The sequence below is a fragment of the Dyadobacter sp. HNCC25DJ185 genome (genome assembly GCF_056895195.1).
In genome coordinates this window covers 465202-485117 of the sequence record NZ_JBXHAR010000006.1, presented here as the reverse complement: position 1 = coordinate 485117, position 19916 = coordinate 465202, and the positions used below count along the sequence as shown (strand labels likewise).

General features: G+C 44.8%; 19 protein-coding genes. 12 read left to right on the top strand and 7 right to left on the bottom strand.

Annotation, left to right across the window (positions count from 1 at the left end; translation table 11 throughout):
- The first annotated feature begins 27 nt into the window (after positions 1 to 27).
- The 4 genes from AC1XUF_RS19645 to AC1XUF_RS19630 all read left to right on the top strand — a co-directional run bounded on the left by AC1XUF_RS19645 (position 28) and on the right by AC1XUF_RS19630 (position 3805).
- A complete protein-coding gene (locus tag AC1XUF_RS19645; RefSeq protein WP_483343525.1) occupies positions 28 to 1257 on the top strand; it encodes a serpin family protein in 1230 nt (409 codons plus the stop codon).
- Between the two features lie 195 nt (positions 1258 to 1452).
- Positions 1453 to 2751: an LVIVD repeat-containing protein gene (locus tag AC1XUF_RS19640; RefSeq protein WP_483343524.1), complete on the top strand. Its 1299-nt coding sequence runs from the start codon at positions 1453 to 1455 to the stop codon at positions 2749 to 2751.
- A gap of 1 nt (position 2752) precedes the next feature.
- On the top strand, positions 2753 to 3337 hold the full coding sequence (locus AC1XUF_RS19635; protein ID WP_483343523.1) for a hypothetical protein: 585 nt from the start codon (positions 2753 to 2755) through the stop codon (positions 3335 to 3337).
- A 93-nt stretch (positions 3338 to 3430) separates the two neighbouring features.
- A complete protein-coding gene (locus AC1XUF_RS19630; protein WP_483343522.1) occupies positions 3431 to 3805 on the top strand; it encodes an META domain-containing protein in 375 nt (124 codons plus the stop codon).
- A gap of 14 nt (positions 3806 to 3819) precedes the next feature.
- Here AC1XUF_RS19630 and AC1XUF_RS19625 read toward each other — a convergent pair whose 3' ends face one another.
- Together AC1XUF_RS19625 and AC1XUF_RS19620 are read right to left on the bottom strand one after the other, a co-directional pair.
- Complete coding sequence (locus AC1XUF_RS19625) at positions 3820 to 4941, bottom strand: glycosyltransferase family protein (protein WP_483343521.1); 1122 nt, start codon at positions 4939 to 4941, stop codon at positions 3820 to 3822.
- 4 nt (positions 4942 to 4945) lie between these two features.
- A complete protein-coding gene (locus AC1XUF_RS19620) occupies positions 4946 to 5812 on the bottom strand; it encodes a UDP-2,3-diacylglucosamine diphosphatase (RefSeq protein ID WP_483343520.1) in 867 nt (288 codons plus the stop codon).
- A 174-nt stretch (positions 5813 to 5986) separates the two neighbouring features.
- Here AC1XUF_RS19620 and AC1XUF_RS19615 point away from each other — a divergent pair, with 174 nt between their 5' ends.
- From AC1XUF_RS19615 to AC1XUF_RS19595, 5 genes are all read left to right on the top strand, one after another.
- Positions 5987 to 7435, top strand: coding sequence for an energy transducer TonB (locus tag AC1XUF_RS19615; RefSeq protein ID WP_483343519.1), 1449 nt, complete (start codon positions 5987 to 5989; stop codon positions 7433 to 7435).
- 127 nt (positions 7436 to 7562) lie between these two features.
- Positions 7563 to 8426, top strand: coding sequence for an SPFH domain-containing protein (locus AC1XUF_RS19610; RefSeq protein WP_483343518.1), 864 nt, complete (start codon positions 7563 to 7565; stop codon positions 8424 to 8426).
- Position 8427: 1 nt separating this feature from the next.
- Complete coding sequence (locus tag AC1XUF_RS19605; RefSeq protein ID WP_483343605.1) at positions 8428 to 8613, top strand: type II toxin-antitoxin system antitoxin; 186 nt, start codon at positions 8428 to 8430, stop codon at positions 8611 to 8613.
- Between the two features lie 48 nt (positions 8614 to 8661).
- A complete protein-coding gene (locus tag AC1XUF_RS19600; RefSeq protein ID WP_483343517.1) occupies positions 8662 to 10842 on the top strand; it encodes a S9 family peptidase in 2181 nt (726 codons plus the stop codon).
- A gap of 16 nt (positions 10843 to 10858) precedes the next feature.
- Positions 10859 to 11131 carry a hypothetical protein gene (locus AC1XUF_RS19595; protein ID WP_483343516.1) on the top strand — a complete coding sequence of 91 codons (273 nt, stop codon included), beginning with the start codon at positions 10859 to 10861 and terminating at the stop codon, positions 11129 to 11131.
- Between the two features lie 31 nt (positions 11132 to 11162).
- Here AC1XUF_RS19595 and AC1XUF_RS19590 read toward each other — a convergent pair whose 3' ends face one another.
- The 3 genes from AC1XUF_RS19590 to AC1XUF_RS19580 form a co-directional block, all read right to left on the bottom strand.
- Positions 11163 to 12683 carry a M28 family peptidase gene (locus tag AC1XUF_RS19590; protein WP_483343515.1) on the bottom strand — a complete coding sequence of 507 codons (1521 nt, stop codon included), beginning with the start codon at positions 12681 to 12683 and terminating at the stop codon, positions 11163 to 11165.
- 63 nt (positions 12684 to 12746) lie between these two features.
- On the bottom strand, positions 12747 to 13727 hold the full coding sequence (gene hemB / locus AC1XUF_RS19585) for a porphobilinogen synthase (protein ID WP_483343514.1): 981 nt from the start codon (positions 13725 to 13727) through the stop codon (positions 12747 to 12749).
- 96 nt (positions 13728 to 13823) lie between these two features.
- Positions 13824 to 14510 carry a response regulator transcription factor gene (locus AC1XUF_RS19580; protein WP_483343604.1) on the bottom strand — a complete coding sequence of 229 codons (687 nt, stop codon included), beginning with the start codon at positions 14508 to 14510 and terminating at the stop codon, positions 13824 to 13826.
- Between the two features lie 168 nt (positions 14511 to 14678).
- On the opposite strand from AC1XUF_RS19580, the gene AC1XUF_RS19575 reads away from it, so the two are divergent.
- The 3 genes from AC1XUF_RS19575 to AC1XUF_RS19565 all read left to right on the top strand — a co-directional run bounded on the left by AC1XUF_RS19575 (position 14679) and on the right by AC1XUF_RS19565 (position 17594).
- Positions 14679 to 15698 (top strand): alpha/beta hydrolase, encoded by a 1020-nt coding sequence (locus AC1XUF_RS19575; RefSeq protein WP_483343513.1) that lies wholly within the window; start codon positions 14679 to 14681, stop codon positions 15696 to 15698.
- Between the two features lie 114 nt (positions 15699 to 15812).
- Positions 15813 to 16634 carry an enoyl-ACP reductase FabI gene (locus AC1XUF_RS19570; protein ID WP_483343512.1) on the top strand — a complete coding sequence of 274 codons (822 nt, stop codon included), beginning with the start codon at positions 15813 to 15815 and terminating at the stop codon, positions 16632 to 16634.
- Between the two features lie 150 nt (positions 16635 to 16784).
- Positions 16785 to 17594, top strand: a complete 810-nt coding sequence (locus tag AC1XUF_RS19565) for a hypothetical protein (protein WP_483343511.1) — start codon at positions 16785 to 16787, stop codon at positions 17592 to 17594.
- Positions 17595 to 17604: 10 nt separating this feature from the next.
- Here AC1XUF_RS19565 and AC1XUF_RS19560 read toward each other — a convergent pair whose 3' ends face one another.
- Together AC1XUF_RS19560 and AC1XUF_RS19555 are read right to left on the bottom strand one after the other, a co-directional pair.
- Positions 17605 to 18252, bottom strand: a complete 648-nt coding sequence (locus AC1XUF_RS19560; RefSeq protein WP_483343510.1) for a Uma2 family endonuclease — start codon at positions 18250 to 18252, stop codon at positions 17605 to 17607.
- Between the two features lie 67 nt (positions 18253 to 18319).
- A complete protein-coding gene (locus tag AC1XUF_RS19555; RefSeq protein WP_483343509.1) occupies positions 18320 to 19861 on the bottom strand; it encodes a YifB family Mg chelatase-like AAA ATPase in 1542 nt (513 codons plus the stop codon).
- Positions 19862 to 19916 lie beyond the last annotated feature (55 nt).

The window sequence follows — 19916 nt, the reverse complement described above, 5'->3', positions numbered from 1 at the left end:
ATTTAGCCATTCTTGAATTTATTAGCCATGAAAACTTTAAAACAAATCACACTCGTGCCAATTTTGACAATCGCTTTTTTTTGCGGTTGTACCAAAGATAACCCCTCTCCGGTTAATGAAGTAAATCCGATTCAGATCCCGTCAAATATTGCAGAAGGGACATCGGCATTTGCGTTTAATCTCCTTCATAATTTGCAGAAAACTCAGCCCTCGGAAGACAATCTGTTTATTTCACCGCTAAGTTTGCATATTGCATTAGGAATGCTTTTAAATGGCTCGGAAAAAGAAACTGCAGACGAAATTACTAAGACGCTGCAAATGCAAGGTGTTTCCATCTCTGATTTAAACAACGCTTACAAAACATTGATAAATGACTTGCCTGTTGCAGATTCAAAAGTAAGCCTGGGACTTGCAAATTCAATGTGGTATAAAAGTGGATTTCAAGTTGAAAATGATTTTCAAAATATTCTAAAAAATTCGTTTAATTCCGGAATGACTGGTTTGCCATTTGATGACACCGCAAAGGATAAAATCAACCAATGGGCAAGTGACAAAACAAATGGGAAGATAAAGAAAGTACTTGACAGGATAGATCCTAGTAAGGTAATGTTCCTGCTGAATGCGCTTTATTTTAATGGGGATTGGAGCGAAAAATTTGATCCTAAGCAAACAATCGACCTACTTTTCAGAATGGAAAATGGAGAGAGTAAAATGGTCAAAATGATGAACATTGAATCTACCTTCAAAATTTCCAGGGAGGCTAACTACGGGGTGATTGAGCTCCCCTATTCAAGCGGGCAATTTAATATGACGTTGGTGATTCCGCAGGAGGGCAGTTCTATTGATTCGATCTTATCAACGTTTACGGACGCCAAATGGAAAGAATTGTCCGGCCGTATGACCGAGCGGAAAGTCAAGTTAGGTTTGCCCAGATTTAAGCTTGATTATTCTGTTGATTTAAATTCGACATTGAAGCAAATGGGTATTCAGAAGGTCTTTACGCCTGCAGCCGACCTGGGCAAGATCAATAAATTGGCAGAGTTATATGTAGATTTTGTCAAGCAGGACACTTACCTGGCTATCGACGAGGAGGGGACAGAAGCGGCGGCAGTAACTACGATAGGATTTGATCTCACATCGGTTAGCCCCAATGAGCAACGGTTTATATGCGATCGGCCTTTCGGGCTCATAATCAGTGAAAATACTTCCAATACAATTCTGTTTATGGGAAGGATTAAGAATCCGGATAGCAAGTAAGTATGATCTGTTAGCCATTAAAATATTAAAAATAAAAAATGCCGGAAAACCGGCATTTTCGGGGTGCGTTATCGTCCGAAGGCTTTGCTTTCGGACGATTTTGTTTTGAATTACAACCAATTGCAAAATTGAACTGTCATTCGTTTTCAAATGCCTCAGAACTATCTTTTGCTCAACCCCTTAACCTTGAAAACAATGACGCCTAAACTTTTCCGACTACTTCTCTTTTTTACAGCGACTGCGCTATGGTCATGCAATGATCAATGTAAGGAGACACGTGTTACACGCAAATTTACCAATGCAACTTATTCCCTGATGGAACTGCGGAGTCAGGTTAAATCCGAATCGCCGCGTGCGATGGAAAAGCCGGGGAAAATGTATGTTAAAGGAAATTATTTGTATGTCAATGAGATTAAGGAAGGCATCCATGTCATTGACAACAGCAATCCATCTGCTCCTAAATTTATATCCTTCATTAATATTCCTGGTAATGGTGATATAGCAGTCAGGAACGACGTTCTTTATGCCGACAGTTTCTCGGACCTTGTAGCGCTCGATATCAGCAATCCCCAAAAACCGACCGAAGTAGAAAGAATCAAAAATGTATTCAAGTATGGTCTTTTTGATGGAGGCTCTTGGACATTAAATGAATCTATTGGCGCGATAAATGACCAGAACGTCGAATATGTCACAGAAACTGTCAGTGTGAATTGTGAGGAAAATGTGACTCCAACTTGGTGGGGCGGCATTATTATGCTGGCCGACAGGGCTTTCCTGAGCAGTTCGGCAAATGCTTCTGCTTCTCCTCAATCGTCTGGTAGTTCGAGCGGGCAGGCCGGTTCTATGTCGCGTTTTGCACTTCATCAACAATTTTTATATACAGTCGGCCAGAGCGAGCTTCATTTATTTAATATATCCGATCCTGCCAAGCCGAAGGATTTTGCTTTGGTCAATATTGGTTGGGGAATCGAAACCATATTCCCTTATGAAGACAAGCTTTTTATCGGATCTTCGACCGGAATGTTCATATATGATAATAGTAACCCAGCCGAACCCAAACAACTTTCTTCTTTTCAACACGGGCGTGCCTGTGACCCGGTTGTAGTGCAAAACGATATTGCTTATGTTACGCTGCGTACCGGGACAGCTTGCGCGGGAACGCAGAATCAACTGGACCTGGTTGATGTAAGCAATCCCTCTTCACCTCAGCTGATCAAAAGCTACCAAATGGAGAATCCTCATGGATTGAGTATCGATTTCCCGACTCTGTACTTATGCGAAGGAGAGCATGGCTTAAAAGTTTTTGATGTAAAGGACAAGTTTGGGGTAGACAAGCATCAGCTGGCCTATTTCAAGAATATGGATGCATACGATGTGATATCATTAGGCAAAACGCTACTGCTGATTGGTAAGGATGGTTTCTATCAATACGATTCGTCGAACCCGCTGGATCTGAGGTTACTGAGCAAAATTCCAGTTGGTAAAGTAATCTGAAATGAAACACAGCATTTGGATTTTAGTGGCATTAATGTCGCTGAGCAACGGCGCTGAAGCTCAAAATCCTTTTAAAGTCAGATATGTCAATCATACTGAATTTGGAGGATTGTTTGGCCGCGTAAAATATCCCAACGTTTATAATGGTAATCAGGAGCAGGTCGACAATAAGCTTAGTATGACCGTTCAGACATTCAATGGGATACAAGTCAGTAAACGCATAGCAGCCGGGCTAACAGTGGGAATGGATTGGTACAAGGCAGCATTGGTGAATCCTGTTGCGGCAGGATTGCGGTATGATCTTACGCGAAGAGGAAATGTCAAAGTTTTTGGGACACTTGATGCGGGCTATGGTTTCGCCTGGTTTCACGATGATGCGGATGGATATCGTACTAAAGGAGGCATAATGCTTAATCCAGGAATTGGGCTTCGGCTTGGAAAGGATGGGGCAGCGGGATTCACCTTAGCATTTACTTACAAAAGACAAGAGGCATTCGTGAGCAAGCCCCCTCTTTGGGATCAAACTGAACGATCAGAGGACAGAATATATAATCGCCTGGCAATCAGATTAGGTATTAGCTTTTAAATAACCATGAAAAAAATTGTGTCATTCTTCTCCGTAGTTCTTGTATTTGGGCTTACGGCGTTTCAATGCAGTAGGGAACTAAATTGTTGCGTAATGCCGCCCTGCAGTGAAAAATCGACATTAACGGGGTCATGGAATCTAGAATATTTTCAAAATTTCGTAACCGGAACAACGGAGGCTAACCCGCAGCTGGGGCAGGAGGACGTGGTTTTTATATTGAATGATAATGAAAAAGAAGGCCAGATCGACGGCCATACATTTGTAAACGAAGTTTCGGGAACTTATCAACTGGAGCCTGGCTGCGTGATCAAAATTGTCGGATTTGGAGGTACCAAGGTAGGCGAGCCGGGATGGAGCAATAAAGCCTGGTTGACGGCAGGAGCAAAGGGCAACTATCAGATTGTGGGAGATAAACTGACATTGACCTTCACAGGCTCCTCGGAACAAATGGTATTCAGGAAGAAATAAATCGGACGAAGTGATCAATATGAACTCTCAGATTTGATCTTCGACCTGCCCGATTTCTCAAAGCCCTCAATCTCCTTAATAAACGAGGCTTTTCCGGTACTGTACCACGACCTGAATTTCTCAGACTGGTCAATGTGTTTTGGCAGGTAATCCAAAAGAATTGACAGATCGAAGGTTTTGGAAGTTATTCCTGCGCCCGAAATAACCCCGTCTATTGCGTTGCATTCCTGTTCAAAATGGTTGGGTACAGGAACCATCATGACGGGCTTTCCGAAATACCTGGCCTCGCATATCGATTCAAAACCTGCAGTAGTTACCAATGCCCTGCAATTCGCAAGCATATGCAGGTATTTCTCGCTGTTGATGCGGTGGAAAGTGAGTGTTTTACCGTACGCCATTTCGTCCGGAGCGTCGGGATTGTCCCAAAAGCAATTCAGCCTTACTTCGGGATGTTCCGAGTGCCACGAAATAATTTGCTTGCTGAGGCTGTGATGTGTCATGTAAACAAGAAAATAGTCGCCTTTACCGGGTTTGAGACTGATTACTTCCTGACGCAATAAAGGCGGCACCACATTCAGTTTCAGGTCGGGCCTGGAAGTGATTTCCCTGAAGGACAGCGCAAGACGTTTTGCTGCTAACCAAGAGGTCGACCTGGAATTAAGATTAATTAGAAACTGGTTAAAACGACTTCCCTCAGGGAAAACAAATTTAGGATGGAGCAGCAGATATTGATGAGCAATGCACACCATCGGTATTTTTGACCGGTAAATCAGATTGTACAGCCCTCCGTATGTTTCATAGAAGCTGATAATCAAATCAGGCTGGATTTGTTTGATTGACCGGTGGATATATCTTAAGCTTCTGAAATATTTGGGCAAATTGGAAAGATGCGTGTAAACCGTTTTCTGGACATTCATTCCACCGCTCTGAGCATTGTAAATGATATTTGGTGCATCCACATGAAGCAAAGGGGCCTGAATTTGTTCATCAAAAAACTTTGGGATATTCCGTCCTGGTGAGGTTCCAACCATTGCGGCAACAACTTCGTGACCCGCAGAACGCAAAATCTGGCCCATAGAGATAGCCTGGGTCAAATGTCCCCGCCCTTCCCCCTGAACCATAAACAGGATTCGCATATTCTTACAGATAACGTTGGTTTCTCCCGGTCAGAAAGCCGGTAAATGCAACTTGTTTTTCGACAACCGGAAAATTCTCAGCCTGATTTTTAGCTGGGGCCGTCTTCTGAGGCTTTTGGGCAAAAGCTTGCTGATCATAGTAAAGCAGGCTCCAGTTACCGTCAAAATCCTCAACCAACGCGCTTAAAGTTTCAACCCAGTCTCCCGAGTTCATGTACATTACACCATCTATCTCGCGAATCGCGGGATGGTGGATGTGCCCGCAGATCACCCCGTCGCAGTCACGGGATTTGGCAAGTTCAGTCAGCTTTTCCTCAAAATCGGTCATGTAATTCACGGCCATTTTCACCGACTGCTTCACGCGTTGCGAAAGTGAATAATAGGATAGCCCTCTCCATTCGCGGTATTTATTGTAAAATTTATTGACCCACAACAGAAAAGTGTAGCCCATATCACCCAGGTAGGCAAGCCACTTAAGGTGCGTGGTGATCGAGTCGAACACATCGCCGTGGGTTACATAAAATCGTTGTGAACCTGAGTTAAGTATGTAGTCTTTGCGGATTTGAAAATGTTTGCCGAGTCTTAAAGGGATAATCTGATCCAGGAAATCGTCGTGGTTCCCACGTATGTAAATGACCTTGGTTTTGTTTTCCTCGATCATTTTGAGCACCCTTTTAAAAAACATGGTATGCTTACGTTTCCAGACGCCATATTTTTTCAGCTGCCAGGCGTCGATGATGTCACCGTTCAGGATAAGCTTTTTGCAGGTATAGCTCTTGAGGAAACTAGTTACCTCCTCCGCCTTGGAACCTCCCGCTCCTAAATGCAGATCAGAAATGATAATGGTACGAAAGTGAGTTGTATCTCCCATGATACAAATTTTCTCATTTTATATTACCTGGATATTACTCCCAGGTTATCAGTAGGTTAAGTTTTGACTTAAAACTACTTCTACTATAGGGGCTGATATTTTTCAAATAGTAACTATCAGTTAATAAAGAAAGATAACGATCTGGTTTATATTTGCTTTAAAAGCTACTCACCCATGAAAGTTATTGTTACGCTGTTTCTTTTTATCCATTTGACCGTAGCCGGGCAAACGGTTTATCAGGCGCACGAAGTAGAGAAGGTGGCGGAACCCGGCTCCGGAGTCGCCTTTCTGAACCAGTTTATTGCTGCAAACCTTCTAATTCCGTTCAGAAGCTCAGTAAAGGGCTTAAATGGGAGGGTCTACTTAAAGGGGACGGTTGAAACGGATGGAAGTATGACAAACATTGAGGTTATTCGTGGATTGGACACTTTGTGCAACCAGGAAGCGGTGCGTGTGATGGGGTTGTTCAAAGCCTGGCACCCGGCGTTGCTGAAAGGCGAAAAAGTAAGGCAATATGTTTCGTTCCCGGTCACCTTCAAAGCGTTCCCGCAAAATAACTTTGATAGTACCCGGTCTGTGCTGGTCGATTATTTTGACGAGAAATATCTTCCGACGTCAAATCCGAAACAATCTGAATTCAGGCTTATCCTCCCTGTCGATGAGAGAGGTTTTGTAAGTCACGACATTGTATATGAACAAAACAAAGGCGGTAAATGGAAAGAAATAGGGTCCGCGATTTTTGAAAAAAAGGAGATCTGGCACAAGCTGGAATATCCCGGATCCGCAACCGATTCCGTAAAGGCGTATCAACTATCAGCCCGTGACAAAAATATGGCCAGCCATTCTTCTGAGTCGGTTTTTCAGATGGATGGCAAATTACTTGCACACACGCAGTATGGACTACTGAATAAGGTAACCGAATATAAAGCCTACGATCTCGATGGTATGCTTAGGGTTATGCGCGTGTTTTCGGATAGTGTCACCACAGAGATAACGTGGTATGAAAACGGGCAGATCAGGAATGCCACCGAAACAACGGTCCCCAAACCTCCATCCATTGAACAGAAGGTGTATGTGAATGCCTGGGATAAGGATGGCGTGCAGAAAGTCAAGGATGGCGATGGTTATTGGAAATCAATTGAGAAAACATACAATGGAAAATGGTTGGTCGAGGAAGGGCGGGTGTTGTCCGGTGTGAAAAACGGGAAATGGATCGGGAAATGGACCGATAGTACCTTGCACTATGAGGAAAACTACGAACTCGGTGTCCTGGATAAGGGTTTTTCCTTTCATGATGGACAAAAAACGGAGTACACGGTTCCGAAGATCAATCCACAGTTTAAGGGAGGAATTAACGAATTTTATAAATTTCTCGGAACAAATATCCAGTATCCCTGGGATGCTTCGAGAAGGGGCGTTTCGGGCAAAGTGAAGCTTTCTTTTGTAGTCTGCGAAGATGGAAGCCTTTGCGAATTCAAAGTAGAGAACCGCCTCGGTTTCGGGCTGGAAGACGAAGCAATGAGGGTAGTGAAAAAAATGAACGGTATGTGGGAACCGGGAGTACTCAGAGGAAAGACCGTTCGCGTTAAATATTATCTGCCTGTCAATTTCCAATTGAACTAAACGAAAACCATTTATACTTTCTCAAAGCCGGTCAAAGGCTTTGAGATTTTTTTTATCCTAATTTTTTTCGGATGTGATTTTGATTTGATAATATTGTGATATCAATTTACTATCAAAAATCTAAACTATGAATGAGAAGGAATTACGTTCAATGTCGGGCTTCTTGCTCTTTGCAATAGGCCTGGTGATGTTATTTGGGGGTATCCTGTATGTGGTCGTCACTGGGAACCCGCTGGAAGGTATTTTGATTTCGATCATCGGTTTTATTATTCTCATTGGGCTTACGGTTATCAATCCGAATGAAGCGGTGGTTACCACTTTCTTTGGAGATTACATGGGTACCATGAAGCAGAGCGGCCTGCGTTGGGTTAACCCGTTGTTTCGCAGAAAGAAAATTAGTCTGCGGGCACGTAACCTGAATGGACAGAAGCTGAAAGTAAATGACAAACTAGGTAATCCGATTGAAATTGCTGCGGTGGTTGTGTGGAGAGTGGGCGATACTGCAAAATCTTCGTTTGAGGTAGATGACTATGTAAAATATGTGGAGATCCAGTCAGAAGCAGCGGTGAGGCATTTGGCCGGGATTTACGCTTATGATACCATGGAGGATGAAGATCTTAAAATACAGGAAGTCACACTTCGGGACGGAAGCGGAAAAATCAACGAAATGTTAGAGGCAGAGCTTACCGAAAGGCTTAGCCGGGCCGGAATTGACGTATTGGAAGCAAGGATAAGCCATTTGGCGTATGCACCTGAAATTGCAGGGGCAATGCTTCAGAGGCAGCAAGCCTCAGCAGTAGTTGCCGCACGTCGCCAGATCGTTAACGGAGCGGTGGGCATGGTGGAAATGGCTTTGGGCATGTTGTCTGAAAAAGGGATCGTAAATTTGGACGAAGAGCGCAAGGCGGCAATGGTAAGTAACTTACTGGTGGTGCTTTGCGGTGAAAAAGCAGCGACCCCCATTCTGAATGCTGGCACATTGTATCCCTGATATGGCGGAAAAAAAGGCATTTGTTTTACGCGTTAATCCTGATATGCTCAAGGAACTGGAAGCCTGGGCACAGCAGGATTTTCGTAGTTTGAATGGTCAGATTGAATATTTGCTGAGCGAGGCATTGAAAAAGCAAAAACGGACGAGATCAAAAGGCGAAGGACCGCCTGATGAAAAGAGCGATTAAAGTATTAAAATTGTATTATTATAGTTGTCGTACCAATTTCCCAATTCAATGAAGCACCTCATCAGGATTCTATTCCTCACTATTTTATCTGCCCAACTGGTTGCGCAGGTTCCCCCAACTTTTCAGTGGCTCGCAGATGGAACGGGATACCGTGATGTCGATGAAAATGAAATTATCGAGGTAACACTTCCAGCTAACCAACCAAAAGTAGTTATTTCGAAAGCACAGCTTACGCCGACGGGAGGCTCGCCGCTCTCGATAAGAAGTTATACATTCAGCAAGGCTGGGGATAAAGTATTGGTATACACAAATACAAAAAAAGTATGGAGGTACGATACACGCGGCGATTATTGGGTGTATGACATTACTGGTAAAACCTTAAAGCAATTGGGGAAAGGGTTGCCTGCCTCGTCACTCATGTTTGCTAAATTCTCACCTGACGGCAAGCAAGTGGCCTATGTGAGCAAGCATAATGTGTACGCCGAAGATTTGCAGAGCGGCGAGGTCAGGGCACTAACCAAAGATGGTACGGAACGGATCATTAACGGGACGTTCGACTGGGCTTATGAAGAGGAATTCGATTGCCGTGACGGATTCCGGTGGAGCAACGACAGTAAATCCATTGCATATTGGCAGCTGGATGCACGTAAGATCCGTAACTTTTTAATGATCAACACAACGGATTCTATTTACTCCTTCAACATTCCGGTTGAATATCCCAAAGTCGGTGAAACACCGTCTCCATACAAAATCGGTGTGGTAGATATTGCCAGTGCGCAGACCAAATGGATGAACATTCCAGGAGACCCACAAAATACCTATGTTCCGATCATGGAGTGGTCAGGAATGCCTAATGAGTTGGTTATCCAGCAATTGAACAGAAAACAGAACGAGAGTACACTTTTTTATCTCAATACAACCGACGGCAGCGCCAAACCTTTTTACACAGAGAAAGATGCAGCCTGGATCGATATCAAAAGCCGGTGGGAAGACGAACCTGTGGGCTGGGATTGGATCAACAACGGTAAGGAATTTCTATGGGTAAGTGAAAAAGACGGATGGAGACATACTTACCGGGTGAGCCGGGACGGCAAAAAGGAAACTTTGGTTACAATCGGCAATTTCGATATGATCAAACCGGTGCGCATCGATGAGAAAAACAATGCGTATTATTTTATGGCGTCGCCGGATAATGCAACGCAGAGCTACCTTTACAAGATTTCACTGGACGGTAAAGGTAAAGCTATAAGGGTAACTCCGGCGGATCAGCAGGGCACGCATGCTTACGAGATTTCTCCTGAGGCAAAATTTGGCATGCACCGTTTTTCCAATGCAAAAACGGCGCCTTTGACAGAATGGATCTCATTCCCCAAGCACGTATCCATTGACCCTGCTAACTCCATCGCACAATCTGCAGGCAAAATCAATTCGGCTAAGCTGGATATCGAGTTTTTTAAAGTAAAAACTGCTGAGGGGGTCGAAATAGATGCATGGCTTGTTAAGCCAACCCACTTTGATGCGAATAAAAAATACCCTATTGTTTTCTCCGTATATGGAGAGCCTGCGAGCAGTACGGTAAAGGATTCTTACGGAACGGGCAGAAACCGCTTGTACAACGGAAGCATGGCGGACGACGGTTACATTTACGCTTCGATGGATAACCGCGGTACTCCTTCGCCAAAAGGAGCTGCCTGGCGTAAAGCGATTTATAAAAACATCGGAAGGATCAACATCAGGGACATGGATGGCGCCGCCACGGAAATATTCAAAAAGTATCCTTTTATAGACACATCAAGGGTGGCCGTGCATGGATGGAGCGGCGGTGGGTCATCCACCTTGAACCTGCTTTTCCAATATCCTGAACATTTTAAAACCGGTATTGCGGTAGCAGCAGTTGGAAATCAGCTGACTTACGATAATATCTACCAGGAGCGGTATATGGGCGTTCCGCAGGAGAACCGGGAAGATTTTGTAAAAGGATCGCCCATTACATATGCTAAAAACCTGCGCGGGAATTTGTTATATATTCACGGCACCGGAGACGATAACGTGCATTATCAAAACGCTGAAATGCTGGTGAATGAATTGATTAAAGCCAATAAGGTTTTCCAATTTATGCCTTATCCCAACAGGACCCACAGTATCAATGAAGGCGTGGGGACTTCGCAGCATCTCAGGACTTTGTTTACGGATTATTTGAGAAAGAATTGCCCTCCTGGAGGCAGGTAGTTAATGTTATTTTCTAATGGTACCATATCCCTTAGCAGATGTATTGAAAAGACGTTTCAATGTCAATGCATTTGTGAAAGATTGGCCAAAAATCCTTTTGGACGAGTTGACCAATTGTAAAAATCCTCAGCAGGCGGAAATGTTTAAGAAGCAGTTATTTGAAGTAATTGCGGAAAAAATAATAAGTCCAAAGGAATATGAGGATCTCACGGGAGAAGACTTCGATGATCAGGATGACCTGATAGAATGGCTAAAGGAAGTGTGGAGATTACTTTATGGCGACTGGTAAAAGCCAAGAGTAATCTCCTTTGCTAATGACATCATTTCCCATATAATTTCCTGGCGGCCGGCTCATATTTATCGCCGGTGGACCATTGGGGGGCCGTTTTCCGATCCGCGATCAGACGTGCAGCGTAAGTGAATGCCTGGCTGAATTTCAGCAGATAATTAAAATCAATGCTCTCGGGATTATCAGAGACCTGGTGATAGTTTTTCATGATATCCCCATTGAATTCTTTAAAGCCGGGAGTAAATGTAGGTGCCGGAATTCCTTCTTTGGCAAAACTAACATTGTCTGACCGGTCGAATAATCCTTGTTCAGGGGACGGGTCCGCGAAAACGCCCAGCCCAAATGCTTTGCTGGCCGTTTCAATTTCGACACGTGCGCCAGTTCTGTCAAGACCCATTACCGAAACAATGGTCGTGTCATTATAACCAGCGCCATCTGAATTCAGGTTAAATATGCATTTGTTAAGAGGCAATAATGGATGAGCAGCATAATATTTGCCACCCAGAAGCCCAACTTCTTCGCCGGTCAACGCGACGATCAGGACCGAGCGTTTGGGTGGATTTTTGGAAAAGGCCTCCGCGGCAGTTAATAATGCAACTACTCCAATCGCATTGTCCCGTGCTCCATTGAAAATGCTGTCTGCTGGCGTAAAAGCTTGCCCACCTTGCTTACCAACGCCAATGTGATCATAATGAGCAGTCAGGAGAACATATTCCTCTTTTAATTTAGGATCGCTTCCCTGGATAAGACCCGCTACGTTATAACTATTGATCATTTGCGACTTGCGTCCGGCAGTTTTGAAATCCACCTCTTTGGCTGCTCTCAGTGCCCGGGCAAATCTGGCTTCTTTCCCGTTGACCCATGCGTGAGGAATGGAACTGGACGCGGATTTGTCGCCTTCCGCGAGCGACATTTTTTCCCGATCAAAGTTGCGCGTTACAACATTCCAGGGAATGGGGGCATTGAACAGCTCAATAACTCCGATCGCGCCCTTATCGGCAGCAATTTTCCGTTTCTCTGTCGACGTAGCTACAATTTCCGATGGTGTCTGTGTTTCCGGCGTACCGCTTTCGACCAGCACAATTTTGCCTTTCACATCCAAGCCTTTGTAATCATCCCAGCTTTTTGAGGCATTTTCAAGACCAAAACTGGCGTAGACGACAGGTGCTTTCAGATTGGTTTCACCACCATTCATCAATATCCAATCCTGTCCGCTCTTCATGATTTCTGCGTCTGCGGTAATTTCGCCGGTGCCGGCCGGGCCCATTTTTTCAAAAGGGACAGTTTGGAAATAAGAGGAAGTTCCTGTGCCGGCGGGAACAGCGCTAAGGCCCAGCCTGCGAAACTGCTCAGCAATGTATCGTGCTGCTACAAAATTGCCTTGCTCTCCGGTACGACGTCCCAGCAGTTCGTCGGCTGCCAAAAAACGCATATGCGCCTCTGCCTCCGATTTCTTAGCCTGGAATTCAGGGAGCATCGGGGTTTTCTTTTGAGAAAATGTGGGTTGGGTGATGTTGAGAAGCAGGAATGAAAAGAGGAGAAAATTTCTCATGGTTATAGAAAGTAATGCTGTCTAGTGAGATTTAATGCAGGATAACAATTATGAAAACCAAAATTACCCATTCAATATCACCGCTGCTTCCTTCGCGAAATAAGTCAGAATACACTTGGCCCCAGCCCGGCGGATGCTCATCAGCACTTCCATCATGGCGCGGTCGCCGTCGAGCCAGCCGTTCAGTGCCGCCGCTTTGATCATGGCATATTCTCCCGAAACGTTGTATGCGGCAATGGGAATATCAAAGTTTTCATCTAAAAGACGAATGATGTCGAGGTAGGATAATGCAGGTTTAACCATCAGCATATCAGCCCCTTCTTCAAAATCCAGTTGAGCCTCAAGCAGCGCTTCCCGCTTGTTGGCCGGGTTCATCTGATAGCTTTTTTTGTCGCCAAATTTGGGTGCTGATTCCAGTGCATCGCGGAACGGGCCATAAAACGCGCTGGCGTATTTGGCAGAATAAGACATGATACTCACATCCGTAAAGCCATGCGAATCGAGGTGTTTTCTGATATAACCCACCCGTCCGTCCATCATATCGCTTGGTCCCAGGATGTCAGCTCCGGCCTTCGCCTGTGCCAGCGACATATTTCCAAGAATCTCCAAGGTGGGATCGTTCAATATCTTGCCATTTTCAACCAGGCCGTCGTGCCCATCGGAACTGTAAGGGTCCATAGCCACGTCCGTCATGATGACGAGTTCGGGAAATTGCTCTTTGATCGCAGTTATCGCTTTGAGATAAAAGGTATTCTCTTGGTAGCTTTCACTGGCAAACCTGTCTTTTTTGCCTTCGGGATAATTAGGGAAAAGATCGATGACACGAATACCCAGATCGGTCACTTCTTTGAGTTCTTCCAGCAGGTTATCCAATGAAAAACGATAAATGCCAGGCATTGATTTGACCTCAGCTTTTTGGTTAAAACCTTCCTGGACAAACATCGGATATATAAAATCGGAAACGTGCAGGCTCGTTTCCTGGACCAGATCCCTGATTCCTGAAGATTTTCTATTACGTCGGGGACGACGGGATAAATAGATCATTGTAGCTTGTGCGACCAGCTGTCGGCCTTTTTATTTGAGGTAAACACTGAGATATCTTCGGAGAGAACCAACCCGGGAAAACGGAAGTTCCTGTTTTTATCCGACCATTAGTTTAAAACCCTCTCCGTGAAGGTTCATAATCTGGATACTTGGGTCGTCCCTGAGATATTTGCGCAGTTTGGTAATGTAAACATCCATACTGCGTGCATTGAAATAAGAATCGTCGCCCCAGATGGTCTTGAGTGCGAAGCTGCGGCTGATGGGCTGATTAAGGTTTTGACAAAAAAGCTTCAGCAATTCCGACTCCTTGCTTGTTAGCCTTGCCGATTTCTCATGGGTAGTAAGCTGCTGGTGGCTGTAATCAAAAACATACTGGCCCACTTGAAAGACTTTCGGCTCTTCCGGGGCGTCAGGCTGTTTCTTATACCTCCTCAGAATTGCTTCAATGCGCAGCAGCAATTCTTCCCGGTCAAAAGGTTTGGTGACATAATCATCCGCACCTACCCGGAATCCCTGCATGGTATCCTCTTTCATTGATTTGGCTGTCAAAAAAATGATAGGGACATCCCTTCCGCTCATCCTTACTTCTTTTGCCAGGGAAAACCCATCTTTTTTTGGCATCATTACATCAAAAATGCAGAGATCATATTCTTTATCAACAAAACTCTGCCATCCTTTCTGGCCATCAGTAGCTAGGTCGGTAGGGAAGCCTTTATCTATCAAATATTCCTGCAGCAAAGATCCAAGATTGGCGTCGTCTTCGACAAGTAAAAGATTGGGCATTGTGAAAGGCATTTATAATGATGTTTGCAAGATACTAAATCTCAATCTGGAGAAAGGGATCAGGGTGATATTGCTTTTGTGAGAGGGCAGATTACTAATTAAATTAACAATTAACTGCTTAAAACTAACGATCTTTCGAATCTCAGAAACCTTCTTAACTCATAAAAAATGTTAAAATTTCTTCTTTGGATTATTGTACTGATCGCGGTTCTCGGCATCGTGTACTTTGTAGGCCCTAAAATTCCGGAGGCGCGGCTAACCCCGGTTTTACCCACCATTACCTCCGATCTGCCCAAACTGGAAGAGGATATCAATAAGGCCGAACATGCTACTCCGCTGCTGAAACCTGATAATGAGGCCCGCATTGTCTGGGCTGATAGTTCAAAAAAGGAAAAAACGACATATAGCATCGTTTACATCCATGGCTTTGGTGCAAGCTGGGCCGAGGGCGACCCAATCCATAAGCAACTTGCCGCAAGGTATGGCGCCAATCTTTATTTGTCGCGTATGCACGATGCCGGTATCGCCGATACGAATGCTTTTGATGATCTGACGCCGGCCAACTTCCTTGCCGGGGCCAAGCGTGCATTGGCGATCGGTAAAGCGATCGGGGACAGTGTGATTGTGATCGGCACTTCTGCAGGAGGGCTTCTTACGGTTTACCTTGCTGCCACCCATCCGGAAATCAAAGGTGTCGTGCTTTATTCTCCATGTATCGCAGTGGCTAACCCGGCTTTGAAATTGATCACCGGACCTTGGGGCAGGCAGATTTTACATCAGGTCATGGGCGAGCATAACATGGGCAAGGATTCTGTTCCAGAGCAGGCGCAATTCTGGCTGCAGGGTTATCATACCAATGGGTTGATGACCCTGCAGCAAACGATCGACGCCATTGCAAAGCCCGAAATTTTTGAGCAGGTAAAAATGCCGGTTTTTGTAGGGTATTATTTTAAAAATGAAAAAGAGCAGGATCAGGTGGTGTCGGTAAAGGCCATACAGGATATGTTCCGTCAATTGGGCACACAAGCGGAACTGAAAGTGGAGAAAGCATTTCCGGAAGCCGGTGACCATGTTATTGGATCGAGGTTACGGTCAAAAGACATAAAGAGTGTTTATGAGGCCACAGACGCGTTTTTTCAAGAGAAGCTTCATATGAAACCAGTAGAAAAGGCGGTTTCCCGGCCTTGAAAATATAGCCCGGAGATTTTCCCAGGCACGTAAGATGTGGATTAAGCCGTTAAAATGCGTTACTTTGCCGCCTTAAACGGACATATCCTAATTAACTAACAATAAAAGGAAAACATGGGTTACGGTTTATTAAAAGGAAAAAGAGGGATTATATCAGGGGCATTGGACGAGAATTCAATTGCCTGGAAAGTGGCACTGAAAGCGAAAGAGGAAGGCGCCATTTTTACATTAACAAATGCACCGATTGCCATGCGGATGGGTGCAATTAATGACCTGGCCAAACAATGCGACGCCCAGATCATCCCAGCCGACGCCACTTCTATTGAGGATATCGAAAACCTGTTTAGCAAATCTGTCGAGATTCTCGGCGGTAAAATTGATTTCGTGCTGCACTCGATCGGAATGTCGCTGAACGTACGGAAAGGCAAAGAATATGGCGACCTTAATTATGACTGGTTTCAAAAAGGAATAGATATATCGGCGATATCGCTGCACAAGTTTTTGCAGGTTGCCGAAAAACAGGACGCGATCAACGATTGGGGATCAGTTGTGGCATTATCCTACATTGCCGCGCAGCGTACTTACTCTTTCTACAGTGATATGGCTGAGGCAAAGGCCCTTTTGGAAAGTATAGCGAGAAGCTATGGTTATCGCTATGGGAAAGCCAAAAATGTGAGGGTTAATACCATCTCTCAATCCCCCACTAAAACAAAAGCAGGGTCGGGCATTGAAGGGTTCGATGCATTCTATGAATTTGCCGAAAAAATGAGCCCTCTTGGCAATGCTTCGGCAGATGATTGCGCCAATTATGCCATCACCTTGTTCTCCGATCTGACCCGTTACGTGACCATGCAAAACCTGTATCACGACGGAGGATATTCTTCAACAGGTATTTCTGAAGAATTGGTTGAGCTAATCCAAAATCAACATAAGTAGGCTTAATAATATTGCTACTGCGCATAAGAGACCCTTCAAGGCACACGTTTTGAAGGGTTTTATTTCTTTTGTGAAATATTTGCGCCGCTCACCCGTTTGGCGTTGTGTGCTATTTGTGAACGAATTAGTTTAGCCAACTCAATTTGATATATGGATCCTCAACCGAATCGCCCCTTTTTCAGAATCGACAAGCCGATGAAGCTTGTTGTGCTTTCAACAATCGTGACGTTTCTCTTTTCCTGCGGAGCTGAAAGGGAGAAGCCCGCAGCCATACCGGATGCGCCGCTGTATTCCCTCATTTTTTTGGACAAAACGCAAAGCGTACACGTCGACAGAAATTATGTCAATGACAAATACCGGCAGGCCCTGACAGATATCGTTGAAAATAACATGAAGAATAAGGGCGATAAGCTGGAAGTGTATTTTATTCATGAAAACACTTCCAAAGCAAGGGCATTGTCGCTGACTGTCAGAAGCGAAAAGGATAATATGGAAGGCGCCAATGCCACAGACCGGGAAGGTATCGAAACGGCCTTTCAACTTTCTCTTCAGAAGGAGAAGAGCATTTACCTGCGCCAGCTTCTGGCCAAACTCAATCAGCAGAATACAGGTGCCTCCAATTTATCCACCGATATCTGGGCAAGTTTGCCGGTTATTGCAAAAGCCGGGGAAAGCGGTTCGGAAGTCAAAGTGTATTATTTCAGTGATATGGTCGAAAGTGTAAAAGGGCCCGACAGAAGAGATTTTCATATCAAACCACCCAAAGATGATCCGGAGGCTGAGGCAGATGCAAAGGAAGATTCTAAAAAGCTCAGCCAATATGCGATCGGTTCGCCCCAGGTAACCATTGTTTCACCTTTTGAACCTACGGCATCGACGAAAGAAAACAACCCGCACGTAACCCATTATTGGCAGACGTTGTTTCAGGAATTGGGGGGAGTGAGTATAGAAGAGCTTTGAAAGTGGTTTTTTAAAAGCACTGGATGGCTTTCAGATTTTCGGCTTCATTAAAAATCGCTGTAACCGGGATTTTAAAGCCTTCCAGGACGATACTGTTAACTTCACCTTGCGATGAATTGAACATCAGCTGATATTCATTGTCAACAAGATAGTATTGTTCAAGCGTCTGATTTTCAGGATCTATGATCCAGTATTCCTGAATTTTATGAGCCTGGTAGTCTTTGAATTTTACCCCTCTGTCGCGCATTTCGGTGGAATCTGATAGAATTTCTACAACAAAGTCCGGCGCGGGAAATAATGTTTGATTTTCGGTGAAGCGATCTGATTTCTCTTTTAAGAAAAAGCAGATATCCGGTTCATAATCATTTCTGCTAAGAGATATCATTATTTTCTCAATACCTACAAAACCTAGCTCATGCTTTCCGGAGTAAATGCTCAGCAATCTGTATAATAGGCCACAAGCAACATTATGCTTTTTCTTGACAGGCGAATGAACAATAATCTCTCCATTGATGAATTCGATCTTTTCTTGTTCAGTTATTTCGTTGTAGAATCTTATTCTGCGTTCCCGCTCCTTATCCAGAACTTCATTCACTTCCTGAAGCAAAAAATATGCATCAGGCTCGTTAAGAATTTCGGAAAGAATGCGTCGGCTCATCTCTCTTTTTAGAAGTAGTGTTTCCAAATTTAAGAAAATTAAGGTATAAAAGAATGCGGTAACTTCTCTATCCAGCCCAGTTATCCCGGTCCAGGCTCCGATATTGAATCGCCTCTGCCAGGTGCTCTACCTTGATATCGTCACTCTCGGCCAGGTCAGCAATGGTGCGGGAAACTTTTAGAATCCGGTCGTAAGCCCTTGCTGATAAGCCCAGTCTTTCCATAGCTTTGCGCAAAAGTGTTTTGCCAACTTCCTCGATCACGCAGATTTCCTTGACCATTTCGGGAGTCATCATGGCATTGGAATAGATATCTTTCCGGTCTTTAAAGCGTTCGGTCTGACGTTTTCTGGCTTTGATAACCCTTTCCCTGATCTGCTCACTGTTTTCCGATTTACGGTTGGAAGATATCTGGTCAAAAGAAACAGGGGTTACCTCCACATGCAAGTCAATGCGGTCCAAAAGCGGGCCGCTTATCTTGTTAAGGTATTTTTGCACTACCCCCGGAGCGCATACGCACTCCTTTTCCGGATGATTGTAATATCCGCACGGACAGGGGTTCATGCTGGCGATCAGCATAAAGTTGGCCGGAAATTCGACGGACATTCTTGCCCTTGAAATGGTCACTTTTCGTTCTTCGAGAGGTTGCCGCATGACTTCGAGGACAGTCCTTTTGAATTCGGGCAGTTCGTCCAGAAAGAGTACGCCGTGGTGGGCCAGGGATATTTCACCGGGCTGGGGAAATCCTCCTCCACCTACCAGGGCAACGTCGCTGATGGAGTGATGCGGGGCACGGAATGGCCTGCGGGAAATAAGCGTCGCTTGTTTCCCAAGCTTCCCGGCGACAGAATGGATCTTCGTGGTTTCCAGTGCCTCGGGCAGGCTAAGCGGCGGAAGTATGCTGGGAATACGTTTGGCCAGCATGGTTTTACCGGCTCCGGGCGGCCCGATCATGATCGCATTGTGTCCGCCAGCGGCTGTTATTTCCAGTGCCCGTTTGATATTCTCTTGTCCCTGAACGTGTTCAAAGTCGGCATCATATTCATTTTGTGACGTAAAAAACAGGTCCCTGGTGTCTACAACCAATGGATCGATGTGCAGTTTTCCTTCAAAAAAGGCAATTGCATCCGTCAGCGTCTCAACTGGAATTACGTCGATGTTGTTCACAATCGCCGCTTCGTGCGCGTTTTCGGCAGGCAATACAAATCCTTTAAATCCCTGTTTCCGGGCTTCAATGGCGATCGGGAGAACTCCTTTGATTGGCCTTAATATTCCATCAAGAGAAAGTTCTCCCAGAATGATGTAATCTTCGGTATTGAGCTCACAATGGAGCTGCTCGGAAGTAATGAGCGTGCAGAGCGCAATGGGTAAGTCGTAGGACGAGCCTTCTTTTTTGATATCGGCCGGGGCCAGATTGACCACCAGCTTTTGCCGGGGCATTTTGTATCCAAAATATTTGAGAGAAGCTTCTACCCGCTGCTGACTTTCCTTGACAGCACTGTCTGCAAGGCCAACCATGAAAAAACCAATGCCCTGGCCTACATTGACCTCGATGGTGATGATTTGTGCATCTACGCCAAAAACGGCGCTGCCGTATGTTTTTGCTAACATGTGTGTGTAGTTTGAATAATGAATAGGAAGATTTTCGGCAAAAATAGCAGGAAAT

Coding starts and splice junctions, on each gene's coding strand:
- AC1XUF_RS19645 (WP_483343525.1), top strand. CDS start 28: ATGAAAACTTTAAAACAAATCACACTCGTGCCAATTTTGACAATCGCT.
- AC1XUF_RS19640 (WP_483343524.1), top strand. CDS start 1,453: ATGACGCCTAAACTTTTCCGACTACTTCTCTTTTTTACAGCGACTGCG.
- AC1XUF_RS19635 (WP_483343523.1), top strand. CDS start 2,753: ATGAAACACAGCATTTGGATTTTAGTGGCATTAATGTCGCTGAGCAAC.
- AC1XUF_RS19630 (WP_483343522.1), top strand. CDS start 3,431: ATGCCGCCCTGCAGTGAAAAATCGACATTAACGGGGTCATGGAATCTA.
- AC1XUF_RS19625 (WP_483343521.1), bottom strand. CDS start 4,941: ATGCGAATCCTGTTTATGGTTCAGGGGGAAGGGCGGGGACATTTGACC.
- AC1XUF_RS19620 (WP_483343520.1), bottom strand. CDS start 5,812: ATGGGAGATACAACTCACTTTCGTACCATTATCATTTCTGATCTGCAT.
- AC1XUF_RS19615 (WP_483343519.1), top strand. CDS start 5,987: ATGAAAGTTATTGTTACGCTGTTTCTTTTTATCCATTTGACCGTAGCC.
- AC1XUF_RS19610 (WP_483343518.1), top strand. CDS start 7,563: ATGAATGAGAAGGAATTACGTTCAATGTCGGGCTTCTTGCTCTTTGCA.
- AC1XUF_RS19605 (WP_483343605.1), top strand. CDS start 8,428: ATGGCGGAAAAAAAGGCATTTGTTTTACGCGTTAATCCTGATATGCTC.
- AC1XUF_RS19600 (WP_483343517.1), top strand. CDS start 8,662: ATGAAGCACCTCATCAGGATTCTATTCCTCACTATTTTATCTGCCCAA.
- AC1XUF_RS19595 (WP_483343516.1), top strand. CDS start 10,859: ATGGTACCATATCCCTTAGCAGATGTATTGAAAAGACGTTTCAATGTC.
- AC1XUF_RS19590 (WP_483343515.1), bottom strand. CDS start 12,683: ATGAGAAATTTTCTCCTCTTTTCATTCCTGCTTCTCAACATCACCCAA.
- hemB (WP_483343514.1), bottom strand. CDS start 13,727: ATGATCTATTTATCCCGTCGTCCCCGACGTAATAGAAAATCTTCAGGA.
- AC1XUF_RS19580 (WP_483343604.1), bottom strand. CDS start 14,510: ATGCCCAATCTTTTACTTGTCGAAGACGACGCCAATCTTGGATCTTTG.
- AC1XUF_RS19575 (WP_483343513.1), top strand. CDS start 14,679: ATGTTAAAATTTCTTCTTTGGATTATTGTACTGATCGCGGTTCTCGGC.
- AC1XUF_RS19570 (WP_483343512.1), top strand. CDS start 15,813: ATGGGTTACGGTTTATTAAAAGGAAAAAGAGGGATTATATCAGGGGCA.
- AC1XUF_RS19565 (WP_483343511.1), top strand. CDS start 16,785: ATGGATCCTCAACCGAATCGCCCCTTTTTCAGAATCGACAAGCCGATG.
- AC1XUF_RS19560 (WP_483343510.1), bottom strand. CDS start 18,252: ATGAGCCGACGCATTCTTTCCGAAATTCTTAACGAGCCTGATGCATAT.
- AC1XUF_RS19555 (WP_483343509.1), bottom strand. CDS start 19,861: ATGTTAGCAAAAACATACGGCAGCGCCGTTTTTGGCGTAGATGCACAA.